The organism is Atopobium deltae, from assembly GCF_001552785.1.
In the GTDB taxonomy this organism is placed as follows: domain Bacteria; phylum Actinomycetota; class Coriobacteriia; order Coriobacteriales; family Atopobiaceae; genus Atopobium; species Atopobium deltae.
Map to the genome: position 1 here is coordinate 17,540 of NZ_KQ959516.1, position 13,946 is coordinate 31,485.

General features: G+C 53.5%; 12 protein-coding genes. 2 read left to right on the forward strand and 10 right to left on the reverse strand.

All coding sequences use genetic code 11. The annotated features are described in order from the left end of the window. Positions 1 to 17: 17 nt before the first annotated feature. From HMPREF3192_RS05295 to HMPREF3192_RS05320, 6 genes are all read right to left on the reverse strand, one after another. Positions 18 to 1,130: an ABC transporter substrate-binding protein gene (locus tag HMPREF3192_RS05295; protein ID WP_082715671.1), complete on the reverse strand. Its 1,113-nt coding sequence runs from the start codon at positions 1,128 to 1,130 to the stop codon at positions 18 to 20. Between the two features lie 23 nt (positions 1,131 to 1,153). Further along, entirely contained in the window at positions 1,154 to 1,996 is an 843-nt protein-coding gene (locus tag HMPREF3192_RS05300) for an ABC transporter permease (protein WP_082715672.1), read from the reverse strand. Between the two features lie 288 nt (positions 1,997 to 2,284). Then, positions 2,285 to 2,923, reverse strand: a complete 639-nt coding sequence (locus HMPREF3192_RS05305; protein WP_082715673.1) for an Asp23/Gls24 family envelope stress response protein — start codon at positions 2,921 to 2,923, stop codon at positions 2,285 to 2,287. Beyond that, complete coding sequence (locus tag HMPREF3192_RS05310; RefSeq protein ID WP_066306157.1) at positions 2,892 to 3,209, reverse strand: DUF2273 domain-containing protein; 318 nt, start codon at positions 3,207 to 3,209, stop codon at positions 2,892 to 2,894. The genes HMPREF3192_RS05305 and HMPREF3192_RS05310 overlap by 32 nt, the downstream gene beginning before the upstream one ends. Before the next feature lie 85 nt (positions 3,210 to 3,294). Then, positions 3,295 to 4,029, reverse strand: coding sequence for an alkaline shock response membrane anchor protein AmaP (amaP, locus tag HMPREF3192_RS05315; protein ID WP_066306158.1), 735 nt, complete (start codon positions 4,027 to 4,029; stop codon positions 3,295 to 3,297). A 239-nt stretch (positions 4,030 to 4,268) separates the two neighbouring features. Then, positions 4,269 to 5,069, reverse strand: a complete 801-nt coding sequence (locus tag HMPREF3192_RS05320; protein WP_066306160.1) for a YebC/PmpR family DNA-binding transcriptional regulator — start codon at positions 5,067 to 5,069, stop codon at positions 4,269 to 4,271. Positions 5,070 to 5,353: 284 nt separating this feature from the next. Here HMPREF3192_RS05320 and HMPREF3192_RS05325 point away from each other — a divergent pair, with 284 nt between their 5' ends. Then, complete coding sequence (locus HMPREF3192_RS05325) at positions 5,354 to 5,806, forward strand: hypothetical protein (protein WP_066306163.1); 453 nt, start codon at positions 5,354 to 5,356, stop codon at positions 5,804 to 5,806. A 40-nt stretch (positions 5,807 to 5,846) separates the two neighbouring features. Here HMPREF3192_RS05325 and lgt read toward each other — a convergent pair whose 3' ends face one another. From lgt to tyrS, 4 genes are all read right to left on the reverse strand, one after another. Further along, on the reverse strand, positions 5,847 to 6,662 hold the full coding sequence (gene lgt, locus HMPREF3192_RS05330; RefSeq protein ID WP_066306166.1) for a prolipoprotein diacylglyceryl transferase: 816 nt from the start codon (positions 6,660 to 6,662) through the stop codon (positions 5,847 to 5,849). 78 nt (positions 6,663 to 6,740) lie between these two features. Beyond that, complete coding sequence (locus HMPREF3192_RS07140) at positions 6,741 to 6,959, reverse strand: NifU family protein (protein WP_066306621.1); 219 nt, start codon at positions 6,957 to 6,959, stop codon at positions 6,741 to 6,743. Positions 6,960 to 7,537: 578 nt separating this feature from the next. Then, positions 7,538 to 10,135: a U32 family peptidase gene (locus HMPREF3192_RS05340; RefSeq protein ID WP_197414578.1), complete on the reverse strand. Its 2,598-nt coding sequence runs from the start codon at positions 10,133 to 10,135 to the stop codon at positions 7,538 to 7,540. 16 nt (positions 10,136 to 10,151) lie between these two features. Beyond that, a complete protein-coding gene (gene tyrS, locus HMPREF3192_RS05345; protein WP_156422885.1) occupies positions 10,152 to 11,369 on the reverse strand; it encodes a tyrosine--tRNA ligase in 1,218 nt (405 codons plus the stop codon). A 359-nt stretch (positions 11,370 to 11,728) separates the two neighbouring features. Here tyrS and HMPREF3192_RS05350 point away from each other — a divergent pair, with 359 nt between their 5' ends. Beyond that, positions 11,729 to 13,840: a transglycosylase domain-containing protein gene (locus HMPREF3192_RS05350; protein ID WP_066306175.1), complete on the forward strand. Its 2,112-nt coding sequence runs from the start codon at positions 11,729 to 11,731 to the stop codon at positions 13,838 to 13,840. Positions 13,841 to 13,946 lie beyond the last annotated feature (106 nt).

Genomic DNA, 13,946 nt, shown 5'->3' on the forward strand with positions numbered 1-13,946 from the left:
GACGCTCCCCCGCTTTCTTATTTGGTCTTCTCGAGATACTTATCCGTCCAACCCGCATTCACATCCAGCGCATGCTTCACCAGTTTGTTGTCGTTGAGCCACGTAAAGTAGCGGCTCCAGCGCTTCGCATCAATAACGCCCCAGCTCGAAGCGTCCGCCTGATACTGTTTCGCCAAAAATTGCGCACTGGCTCGCACGAGTTTCTCGTCAAGTTCGGGAACTGCCTTCAGCAAAATGGACGCCGCATCGTTCGGATTCGAAATCGCAAACTCGTAGCCCTTCTTCACGGCGCGCAAAAAGCCTTTGAGCTGGTCAGCGGACTTCTCCATAAAGCTGTTGTTGGCGATCAGAACGGGCGTGTAGAAGTCAAAAACGGGATCCATCGAGCTAAACGAGAAGTAATTCACGTCGTATTTTTGTACCTTGGCATTTTGATACGCCCAGCCCTCGTAGACCCACACCGCGTCGAACATGTTGGCTTTGAGGCCCGACACCTCATCGTCGACGTTGTAGGGCACCATCGTGATCTTCGAAAAATCGCCGCCGTCGGTGGTCACGACCTGCTTAATCGTGGCCTGCTCGACGGGCATATCCCAGGTCGCGTAGCGGTGGTTTTCCATCTTTTTTGCCGAGGTAATGCTATCCGCGGCGCGGCTCATGATGCCCGAGGTATTATGCTGGATAATTGCAGCAACAGCCGTAACGGGAAACGGATTATCCTGAGACAGCGCGTTGGCCACGTAATCCTGATACGAAACACCCACCTGGGCCTGGCCAGTGCCGACCATCGCTTCGGCAGAGTTCTCGGAACTCTGGATAAACTCCAGCTCAAGCCCCTCATCAGCGAAAAAGCCTTTTTCTTTTGCGACGTACAGCCCCGTGTGGTTCGTGTTGGGCGTGTAGTCCAAGCACAGGGTGAGCTTTGTTTTTTGCTTTGCAGCTGCGCTGCCTTTGGCGGCGTCGCCTTTTTGTTTTTGCTGGCTGCAGCCGAGCATGGGTGCGGCGAACGCTAGCAACGAAACACCCGTACCTGCTAAAAATTGCTTACGAGAAATTCGCCGTCCAGCAAGCTGCTGCCGAGCGCCTTGCTGTCCAGCATCCTGCTGTCGAGAAATTTGTGTGTGTGCCATGGTGTATATCCTTTCCTTGTGGGTTACCGTTGTTGATTAGCGTTGGATTGCGTGGGACGGTGCTCTTCTTGGCCAGCAGCGTGGGTTTCTTGCCCGCTGCGTTGGGTTTCTCGGTGTTTCCACGGCATGCCGACATACGCCAGACCGCGCATCGCCGCCATCAAAAGCAGCGACAAACTCGAGATGACGATGATCGAAGCAAACATGCGATCGTAGGCAAAAGACTTACGCACGCGGGTCATATACACACCCAGACCTGCGATGCCACCGAGCCATTCGGCAATGACGGCGCTCACGATGGCGTAGGCCGCCGCAATAGAAAGCCCCGCAAAAAATTGTTCGAGTGCGGCGGGCATTTTGACGTGCCAAAAGATTTGCCAGCGCGAGGCATGCATAATGCGCATGAGGTCAATCATGTCGTGATCGACCGACGCAAGGCCGCTCACAAACGAAACGAGCACGGGGAAAAACGAGGTTAGAATGACAAGAATAATTTTTGGAAGCAGCCCATAGCCAAACCACAACACAAGAAGCGGTGCAATGGCAATGGTGGGAATGGTTTGCGAGAGTGTCGCCAACGGCTCAAAGGCGAGGTAAAAGTCCTCGAAGCGATCCATGATGATGGCACATATAACGGCGAGCACAACGCCGATAACTAAACCCAACAACGCTTCAACAAGGGTTGTTTGGGCGTGCATAACAAGAAGGCAGAACTCGTTAATCAGGGCAAAAACAACTTCGACAGGTGAAGGAAGCAAGTAATGCGGCACCAACTCGAGCGCCACCACCAGATGCCATACAAGCACCAAGGCGCCCAACGACGCTAACGGGTAAAGAATTTTTTTATGAGGTCGTATGCAAGTCATCCTTACTTCCTCTATGCTGTAGCCGAGCTCAAGAGCAAGAAGTATGACTTGTTCCTACGCTGGCATTATCCAGATCAGGTTATAGGTCGAATGATTGGGATCATTCCTCTCAGCCGCTCCCATGGGCACTCGTATGAACGCGAGTGCTTCCATTAGCAGCTCCCTTTGTATGATGTTGTTATGAGCAGTATAGCGCAGTTGTGTGACGCGTGTGTTACTCGTCGTCGACAATTTATCATGACACTGCGCTGACATTTTGCCGCTGCAAGACGATCGCGACGCTTGATACTACTCGTCGTCGCCGTCCTTATCACGAGTGCGCTTTTCGGACACTTCGCGCTTGCCTGCCTCATATTCGTCCGCAGTGAGCACATCTTCAATGCGCAGGTTAACGCCAGCCACTTCCAAACCAGTCATGCCGACGATTTGTTTGACAACCACCTTTTTGACATCCTCAAAAATCTGAGGGGCATAGGCGCCGTATTCGATGAGCACCGCCACGTTGACACGAACGGCATTGTCGGGCGTAACTTCAACGGTGACGCCGCGCGTCGGGCTGACCGCACCAAAGGTTTCGTACACGCGATTGACCCAACCGCCACGCATGCCCAAAACACCTGGTACACCTTGTACGGCAAGCATGACGATTTTTTCGATAACCCCATTCGAGAAAGTCAACGAATCTTCGCTGTTCAAATCCTCATCGGTGGCTTCGTCGTCGAGATTGGGGACGACCTCGATGGTTGCGGCGTCGTTTGCGTCGCCTGTGTTGGTGGTGTCGGCGGCAGCGGGATCGGTAGCGGCGCCAGTGTCAACTGCGTCGATCTTCTCGGCAGCTGCATCGCCGACAAGCTGCTCGGATGCTTGGGGATCGTTTTTTGACGAGAGCACTTGGTCAGTCTTTGGGGTGTTTGTCTGATCGGTCATAGAAAAAATCCCTTCCTGAAGCATCGTTCCCATTGATGTGTATCATGAGTTGTCGAATGCGACGTTTGAGCGCTTTTATGATGGTCGGTTTGCCGTCGAGCGTTTGGCCAAAGGCATAGCCGATAAAAACGCACAGAAGCATGAACATCGTCGGCCAAAAGCCGACAAAACGGATGAAAAGTGCACAGGCGCAGCCGACGCAGGCAAAGGTCAGTGCATGTCCCTTGCCAGGAAAACGCTGTTCAAACCACCTAACAGTTTTGGTATAGAGGTTGTCTTGGTTCATTGTGTTTCACTTTCTTAAGCGTTGTGGCTATGCTTCTGTCGTCGTTGTTTAGCTCGCCGTGGTCGCGGCGTTGGCTGCGGTTGGTCTACTCGTTTTGAGTATGCGTCGTAGGTGTATACGTAATTTCATTATAGTGACTTTGCACGGGCTCATTTTGAGGCGCTTGTGACTGCGATGACGCTGCTGGCTTTGCGTCAACGGAGTGCTTCTCGGCCCTCGCATGCTTCTCGACAGCGTTGTTCTTCTCGGCAGCACTGATCTTATCATCTGACCTGTCGTCATACTGATCATCGCGCTGGTCCTCGGGGCGAGTTTGGAATTGCACGTAGCTGATGTGCACCTTTGCCAGGTGGTCGCCGCATAAAAGCTTTAGCTCACGCGTCAGCGCATTGAGGAGCTCTTCCCCGCGACGCGCAACATCCATCACAAGGCGGGGCGAAACCCATACAGCCACAAACACCGTGTTGTTCCTGTAAATATGGATCTGCACTTTGTACACCGAGATGTCGCCCTGCGCCTCGACAATATGCGTAACCTGCGAAGCAAGCGCAGCCTGCGTGATGGTGATAATGCCTTGTTGAGAATCGCGCAGCACGAGCACCTTAGGCGTGCGATAAAACAGGGCGTACCACAAGGCACCGATAAAGCCTGCTGCTACGATGCCCAGGCAGGCAAACAGGCTGTAGACCATGGTGTCAGTTTGCAAAAAACGTACTATCTGCGGCGGAAACACGTTGTACCACATGCACGCAAGTACAGCCGTCAACAAAAGCCCGATGATGGCATAGATTGATAAAAATATTCTTCGAAAGATCTTCACAAGACACCCTCCTTTAAGGGGTTTGCAATACCTTTTGCTCCTACGGGTGTAGCGACGGCGAGCACTACCCATACGTCTTATTATATCTAAAAAAGCAGCCCAACTACAGGTTAGGCTGCTGTTCACACATATATTCGTACAAAGCTTATGCTCGCGCTGCCGAGAAGACCGACGAAGGCGTGATAAAACGACGGACGGCAACAGCCTGCAACGACAACGCAAAGCCGCGAGCGCTTCGCTTACTCGTCTTCCGCGAGTGCCTCGGCAATCTCGTCAGTGACGTTCATCGTGCTGTAGACGTTTTGTACATCTTCCAGTTCTTCCAAGCGATCGATGAGGCGCTGAACCTTCTTTGCATCAGCAACGCTTACATCGGTGGGCGTGGTGGGAACCATCGTCAGCTCGGAACCCTTAACTTCAATACCTCCAGCTTCCAAGCCCTTTTGTACGGACTGCAGCTTGTCATAGGCGGTGTAGACAATCCACTGATCGCCAGCGTCTTCGTAATCGTCACCCTCAGCCTCGGCAACAGCCATCATGAACTCATCCTCATCAACGGCGTTTTGTTTCGAGGGGACTTTTTTATCGTCACTTTCGATGATCTTCTCGACCGCAATTGAACCCTTGCGCTCAAACTGGAACGCTACCGAACCAGATGTTCCCAGGTTACCACCTGCGTGGGTAAAGGCCGAGCGAACATCAGCGGCGGTACGATTGCGGTTGTCGGTAAGGCACTCGACGTACAGTGCCACGCCCGCGGGGCCATAACCCTCGTAAGAAATGTTTTCGTACACCGAAGCGTCGGCACCCGAACCGAAGGCCTTATCGATAGCGCCCTTGATCTTTGCATTGGGCATCGAAACCATGCGTGCACGGGCAATAGCTGCAGCTAACGTAGCATTGTTATCCGGGTTGGGATCGCCACCGAGCTTAGCAGCAACGGTAATGTTACGGGAAAGCTTAGAGAAAAGCGAAGACCTTTTTGCGTCAATAGCAGCCTTCTTATGCTTTGTGGTAGCCCACTTTGAGTGTCCGGACATTCATGTCTCCTTACGATAAAACCTTGCGGTAGACCTACCGTAGACCTTGCGGTAGACCTACATCAAATTAATAACTCATCTAACCTTGTATATATTACTCTTGCAGCGCACAAGAGAAAAGTGCTGCAGCGGCGGACGGCAAAAATCATGCGAAATCATCCAAAATCATCCAAAATCAAGCGGACTTTTTATTGTCACGGCCTCCACGCTCTATAGACTATAGTACACTTGCAGCAGAGACAATGGCGGCGTGCAAAACGCACCGTGCGGCTAAAGGAGCAGCTATGTTGTACGTTGGAAATTTTAGTTACATCGATGCAACGGACGAGAACGAAAACTACTGCCTTATCCCCTGTTTGGTGGAGGCCCAAAACCTTGATGATGCGCTCGACAAGTTCGCGCTCAAACTCGTGGAGCTCCACAATGACTCGAGTCTTATCAACGGCTCCGATCGCATTTATCTGGATTCGTTACTCGAGCTTACCGCCAATGGCGAGACACCCGTGGTCCTCAACTGGCAAAAGATTACTACCACCGATGAGGGTTTGTGCTCCATCTCGTCAGCGTTGCCCGAAGCAGACGAGGTCGACGGTGCTGCCTACAGCTTTGTGGACGATCATGCCGATGAGCTCGAAACTGAGTTCGAAACTCCCGATATCGAGAAGATCGACGAGCTCGAGGACGTTGAGGAAGAGCCGTTCTTAGACTTCACGCTTGATAACGAACTCGACAACTAACGCCCCTTGCGCACAGACTCACTATGAGCCACGTGGTAAATTAACGCCTCAGTTGCTGCGACACCTTGCGCGCAAGCGCGAGCCACACCATAACTGCCCCAAGCGCCACCAAGGGAATGCTTAACACCATGCCCATGGTGAGCCATTGCGTGCCCAACAAATATCCAAGCTGCTCATCGGGCAAGCGCACAAACTCAACGGCAAAGCGAAATACGCCATAGAGCGCCAAAAAAAGCCCCATATAGCTGCCCTTAGGCAGCGGCTTTGTGCGGCGCGACAACGCATAGAGCACCACAAAAAGCACGAGGCCTTCCAACACTGCTTCGTACAGCTGAGAGGGATGACGCGCAACATCGCCTGGCACAAACACTACGCCCCAGGGCAAATCCGTAGGCTTGCCCCACAACTCTCCGTTAATAAAATTAGCGCAGCGACCAAACAACAATCCAACAGGTGTTCCAACGGCAGCTAAGTCGGCAACCGTAGCTGGCGAGAAACCCAAGTAACGGCACGCTAAAAACACAGCCAGCGCAGCTCCTGCAAGCCCTCCATGAAAGCTCATGCCACCTTCGCTTAAGATAAAAATCGAAAGCGGGTGTGCCACATAATATCCCGCACCATAAAAGAGCACGTAGCCTAAGCGCCCGCCAATAATAATGCCAAACGCAGCGCTGACAAGCAGCGTTACCAAATCATCAAGCACAAGGCGCTGCTTCCAACGAGCAGCAACGCGATACATAACAAATCCTGCGCCAATGACACCAAATAGGTATGCAAGCCCATACCAGCGCACCACGAACGGTCCTATCGAAAACGCGATGGGATTTAGATTTTGATACAGTTCATTGAGCCACATAGTTTCTCGTTACTCTTGTGTCGGATGTTATTTACAGACGGGGCGTTGCAGGCGTGCAGAATGTTGTTTGAGCGGTATTTACATAATGGCCTCGACGCGCGTTACGCCAGGAACATGGTCACGTAAAATGCGCTCAATACCCATGCCGAGTGTCAGCGAACTCAAAGGGCAGCCCATGCAAGCGCCCGTCAGGCGCAGTGTTACCACACCATCGTCGTCCACGCCTACCAGCTCCATGTCGCCGCCATCGGCAATAAGGCTCGGGCGGATAATTTCGAGCGTTTCGCGCAGAAGCACCTCGTCAACCTTGACCTTCTCTCCAGGCTCATCATCGTCAAAGAAATTGTCATCAGAAGAGCCCGCCGCGGATTGCTGCGGCGAAGTGTACGCGCTAGCAACGGGCGAACCTGCACCAAAACCAGTGCCGTAACCCATACCATAGCCCATACCGTAATCCGATCCATAATCTGCGCCGTAACCCATACCATAGCCCGTGCCGTAACCGATGCCATAATCCTCGGCATAGTTTGCGGCAAAATCATCCTCGTCAGTGGAGGAGGTGTCATCAGTTGATACGCCAGTGGTAGGCGCGTCGGCACCCGCATCGGTGGCGGTGTGCGCGGCGGCGTCGATGCCTGTTGCAGCGGTGCTGCTGGTTTTAGTCACCTTGTCGCTGGCAGGTTTGGAAGCTTCGGCGACTTCGTCGGGCTTCTCGGCATCGCCCTGTGCATTCGTATAAGGCTTATTGGTATCAAACGTATCGGCGCTCATGAATTATCTCCTTGCTAGCACGCGTTTTGGACACGATATTCATTAGCGATATTGTACCCAGCTGCGGCGTGGCGGACGAGAAGATCCTCATAATTGTGCGAGTTTTATTCGATACCCACAAACAGATGACCCGTGGTGGTGATAGCATGCGCGCAGCTGGCTGCGGCATCAGACACATCGCCGCCTGTAAGTGCCAAACGTAAGCGGGCAATCTGAGCAGCCACCTCGTCAGGCGATAAGAACCTCGCGTCAATCGCAAAACGACTAATGCCTGCTTCCTTGAGTTTATCGACGTAGGCAATGGTATTGATGATGTGCGGGCCGTAAATTCGCGAACGACCGTGGCAATCCGTTTGCACAGGCATCAAGGCGCCTGTGTCATTTTGTAGCATCATGCGGCGGTGGCGCCACCGACAGTGCTTGCAATCGTGAATACAGCGATCAGCAGCCATAAACACGCAATGCTCCGAGGTCATCACGCGAGGTCGGCCATACACAACCAGTCCGAGGTGGCTGTGTGCGCGCTGCGCGATACGAGCGATCTCTCGCAGCGTCAGCTCAAACGAAAGCCAGGTTCCTGTTGCGCCCATGCTTTCTAAGAATTGTAGGCAGGAAGGATTATGCACGGGAATTGCTGATGAAACTTCGACGTCTATCCCCTGTTCGCGGGCGGCGATAAGTTCGCTCATCGTGCCCACTACCACGCTTGAGAGGCGGTGCGACTGAGCGTGATGCGCCTGGACACACTGGGCAAGACGGTCATGGTCGGCATTGCGGCACACTTCGTCAAATAGAGGAATGCAGTTGTCGGGGTATGCGGATGTCGCCAGCTTTGTTGACAGCTCATCATACGGAACATAAATGCGATCTGCACCAGCGCGGACGGCGGCCCATGCTACCTCGGTCGAAGTTGCCAGCACGCAAAGTTCGGGGTCATATGCAGTGCGCAGCGTGGGTGTGGGTGCGTGCAATGTCAAGTCGCTTGTCGGCTTGCGTGTCGTCTTACCTGCTGACTCTCGCGGCGCAGAGCGTAGCAGCTGGCGCATGGTATACGGCTGGAGGATCTTCTCGACAAGAAGATCTGCTGCCTGCGCGCGGAGCGCATGAATCGCCGAGAAACTCATGCCACAGTCATCATCAAGTGCAATGTCGATGGTGGCGGGCTCAAACGGCGTTGCACCCATGCGACACACGTGCTCGCGAATCGAATCCTGCGTGAGGGCACGGGTTCGCGCGCGCTCTATCTGCGGGCCCTCCACCCACACTGACGCATGTCCATCGACAGTCGTCATCCTCAATGTAAAGGGCTGACCCCGGTGGCATTGCACCTGCACGTGCACGAGACGCTTTCGTACAATATCGCAGCTCAACGCCTGTGAAGTGTCATCTTTGATACGCTGGCTGCGAATGAGACGGGCTGAGCAACCGTAAGGCATCACGCGAGCGGCAATACAGCTGACCTGGCCGCCCGCCTTACCAGGGGCCTCGACCGTTGCTGTTAAAAATTGTGCGGGGTCGGATTCGGGACGAAATTCGAGCAGATCGCCCTTATCGACTGGTTGCGTAAGCTGCACCGTAATGCGTGCTTGCGTAAAGCGCCTTTTGCGGGGGCGACCTCCTTGCGCGCCTGTCGTCGTACGAAACACGTCGTCCAATTTTTGCGACGCAATAACCTGCCCTACCAGCTGGCCCTGATTATTGGAGCGCTCATAACTCATCATGGAATTATCGGCGCGCGCGTGCAAATATGAGTCCGTAAAGCCGCGATTAAAACTGCGCTCCAACAGGCGTTTGCGCTGGTTGGCGCGAGCGTCGGCTGCGGTCACGTCTGGTGTGGTGTTATCGTCGCACGCTGGGGTGGCGGCGGTGGCGCAGCGCGCGAGACCGTCCCCCAACTCACGCTGCGCGCACGCATCAATCTGGCCTCGATACGCCTTGATCACCGCATACACGTACTCGGCTGTCTTCATCCGGCCTTCGATTTTGTATGACGCAACACCCGCACGCGCCAGCGCGCCAACATCGTCGAAGCCGCACATATCCTTAGGACAAAGCAGCCGAGAATAGCGACGATTTTGCACGCAGTCGCCCTTCTCGTCCAAAAGCTTGTACTCCAAACGACAGGGCTGCGCGCACATGCCACGATTCGCCGAACGCTTACCAAACGCGGCCGACAGCCCACACTCACCCGAATAGCAAAAGCACAGAGCGCCATGTGTAAAAACTTCCGTCTCGATGTCCAGCGCAGAAATGCGCGCGATCTCGACAAGCGACAACTCTCTCGATAAGGTCACGCGGGTCGCACCCATGTGCGCGCACCAGGCGGCGGCGCGTGCGTCGTGAATATTGGCCTGGGTGGAAATGTGGCATTCTATCTGAGGCCAACGCTTGTGAACCTCAAGAAATAGGCCCCAATCCTGGATGATAAACGCATCGGCGCCAAGGCGCCACGCTGTGCTTACCAGCGACAACGCAGACGTGAACTCGTCCGATTTGATGACAATGTTAATGGGAACGTAGACGCGCGCACCCGCGAGATGTGCCTGCCTACAAAAGACAGCAAAGCTATTCTCGTCAAAATTGTCGGCCGAGCGGCGTGCATTAAACGCATGTCCAAGGGCGCAATAGATAGCATCAGCTCCTGCGGCAAGTGCGGCACGAGCCGCATCGTAGCTACCAGCAGGAGCTAAAAGTTCTGGCATATCTTGCATAGTGTGTTTACGCCAAGCGTGCCCAGCGACGCTTGCCCGCCTGCACGGTGGTTCCAGCGCTAAACAGATCAAATGCGACGCTATACTGCTTGGCCTCAACGGCAACACCATTGATTTTAACACCACCGCCGTCAATCAAACGACGCGCTTCACCTGTCGATGTGGCAAGCTTGAGCTCGACCATAAGCTTCGCGAGATACACATCGCCTTCATCGGTCTTCTCGACAAGACCCAGATCAAAGGTGGCAATATCCTCGGGTACCTCGTTGCGCTTAAACTGCGCGTCAAAGGCTGCCTGCGCCGAAAGCCCTGCGCCCTGCCCGTGATACAAATCACAAATATTGCGTGCAAGCGAGCGCTTGAGCTCGTAGGGATCGGCCGTGTGGTTGGCAAACTGCGCGTCAATAGCATCCACCTCATCGACCGAAAGCGTCGAGCACAGACGATAATACATGGGGATAAGCTCGTCGGTAATGGACATTAGCTTGCCGTACATGTCGTCGGCGGGGTCGGTTAAGCCCACATAATTTTTGTAACTCTTCGACATCTTTTTGGTGCCATCCAAGCCCACAAGCAGGGGCACGGTAAGCGCAACCTGCGGCTCCAGATCCTGCGCGCGCATCAAATCGCGGCCCGCAAGCAGGTTAAAGATCTGATCGTTGCCGCCCATCTCGACATCGGCCTTGACAACCACGGAATCGTAAGCCTGCAGCACGGGGTAAATAAACTCATGCAGCGCAATCGACTGGCCGTTGGTGTAGCGCTTATGAAAATCCTCGCGCTCCAAAATGCGCGCGACATTAAATTTGCTCATGAGGTCAAGCATGTCGCCCAGCTGCATCGACTTCAGCCAATCGCCATTGTGTACGATGGTCGTCTTTTGGGGATCGAGCACCTTCATGGCCTGCGAAACGTAGGTCTGCGCATTAGCCTCGACCTGCTCTTCCGTTAACGGAGGACGAGTGGAGTCACGCCCCGAGGGGTCGCCGATAAGGGCGGTGCCGTTGCCGATAATAAGCGTCACCTTGTGACCCAAATCCTGGAACTGACGCATCTTGCGCAAGGGCACAGCGTGGCCCAAGTGCAGGTCAGGACTGGTTGGATCGACGCCAAGCTTAATGGTTAAAGGCTCTCCTTTTTGAAGCTTCGCTTTGAGCTCCTCCAAAGGAACAATCTGCATCGTACCAGATGTAATAACTTTTAGTTGCTCTTCAACACAAGGCAATGCTCTACCCTCCACGATCGTGTGTGTTCGTATTGTTGTATTTTATACACAATACCACCACAGATACACGAGAATTGTACGAGCGTAAATTACACAAAGTCGTCGAGCTTCTCGGTAGGACACCACTTCCCCCGTCACGCCAAGCACCGCGCAGTAAGTCGCCGCCATTCTCAGCACGCTTTTTGTGGACATATTGCCACCAGCTCGTGGTAGGTATGTGAAATTGACGCTTATTTAGCGCTAAAATAGCAGATAAGCTTCTTGATTTGTGTATGACCCTAGACGCTGAGGCGCAGGATAGTTCAAAATAAATCAATTATGAACGTTCGCGCGCATGAGGCGAACAGAGGAGGAACTTGATGGGTGTTCGCACACGTAGAGCTAAAAGACACGCACGTACCCATGCTTTTGGCTTTGGTGTCCTTGGCGTCTTTGGTTTTATTGGTTTGCTGGCATTGGCGCTCACATTTTCGCTCGGGTCGCTCACGGCCTTTTGGCTCAAAGACCTTCCCGACTACAAATCGGCTGACGCTTACCTCGCGGCGGAGCCAACGACCGTCTACGACGTGAAGGGCAACACTATTGCCAGCTTTTATCTGCAAAATCGCAGAAGCATTACCATCGATAAAGTATCTCCCTATGTTTTAACAGGCACTGTTGCCACCGAAGATAAGCGCTTTTATAAGCACAGCGGTGTTGACCCACAGGGCATTTTACGTGCAGTTTTCTCGAACGCTTCTGGTCGCTCCGAGGGTGCTTCCACTCTTACGCAACAGCTCGTGCGCAATACCATCCTGTCGGATGAACAATTCGATAAGACCTTGCGTCGTAAAATTCGTGAGGCCTACCTCGCTGTCGAGATGGAAAAGATTTACACCAAAGAGCAGATTTTAATGATGTACCTCAACACCATTTATTATGGCCAGGGCGCCTATGGTATTGAGGCCGCCTCGATAACCTATTTCAACAAGTCAGCCCATGATTTGACGCTTGCCGAGGCCGCAACCCTCATTGGTATTCCCAACGCACCCACAGCCTATGACCCCGTGAAGAACCCCAAAAACTCAAAGGCGCGTCGCAACGTCGTATTGAACCGTATGCTTTCGGCTGGTCTTATCACCCAGGAAGAATTTGATGCTGCCTCAAAAGAAGAGATTGTGCTCAATCGTGGTAAGTCGGTTACTGACGAGAAGAACAGCTATCCCTACTTCACAAGCTACGTCAAGACGCTGCTCTTGAAGGACTTTGACTCAAAGACCATCTACCGTGGTGGCTTGAAGGTCTACACCACCCTCGATCCCGATAAACAAAAAGCGGCAGAGACAGCCGTACAAAAGCAACTTGATGCCATCGGCAACAAGGACCTCGAAAGCGCAATGGTCGCCATCAACAACAAAAATGGCTACATCGACGCTATGGTCGGCGGGCGCGATTATAACCAAAACCAGTACAACCTTGCCACGCAAGCCCAGCGTCAACCTGGCTCCAGTTTTAAGACCTTTACGCTGGTGGCAGCACTTGCAGCGGGGCTCAACCCCGATACACACTTGAACTGTAACTCCCCTATTCAGGTCACACCAACCTGGCGCGTGCAAAACTATGGCAATAGGAGCTACGGTCACATTTCTGTAGCGCGTGCGACAGAAGTTTCGTCCAACACGGGCTACGTACAAATTGCGCAGGCCATTGGAGGTGGCGCTATTTCGGACGCTGCTAAAAAGCTCGGTATTGGCGTGGATATTCCTTCGTACGCCTCGGTCACCTTGGGTACGATTGGTGTTCCTGTGCTGCAAATGGCTGAAGGATATTCCACCATTGCCAACAACGGCGTACATCGCAATGCGATTGCCATTACCAAAATTGAAGATCGTAACGATAACGTGGTCTACGAGCACAAACAGCAAACCAACCAAGCGATCCCAAGTGAAGTAGCCTATGCCACTACGCAGGTGCTCGAAGGCGTCGTAAGCCGCGGAACAGCAACGGCGGTTCGTCAGTATGCTAAGGGTGTCAATCAGCCCATTGCTGGTAAGACGGGTACGACCACCAATACACGTGACCTGTGGTTTGTTGGCTACACGCCCCAAACAACGGTTGCCGTATGGACGGGTCATCGTCAAGAGAAGCCCGTGCGTGTCTGGGGCTCTGCGGGTCATCCCTCCAACACGTCTTGCCCCATTTTTGGACGCTATTTGGCATTAACGCTGGGCGGTGCTGCACGAGAAGAATTCCCAACGGCTCCCGCTCCTACCTATAAGCCCTACAGCGCGTGGCCTTTTGCCACACATGTTGCGCCGTCAACACCTGAGCCTGAACAGAAGGCACCCGAGGCTCCTGAAGCACCCGCTGAGCAACAGCAAGGTGGACAAGGTCAGCAGGGCACCCAGGGCGGTCAAGGCGGAACAACCAACACAAATAATGAGGGTAACTCAAACAATGCCAATGGCGGCGAAGGGGCGCACTCAGAATAACTGGCAGCGACGTTCTGACGCAGGAGGCGTCTTCTGGAATCGTCTTCTGGAATTTGCTAAGAACAACGGCTGCCACACTTGGTAACAGCCGTTGTTCTTTTTATTG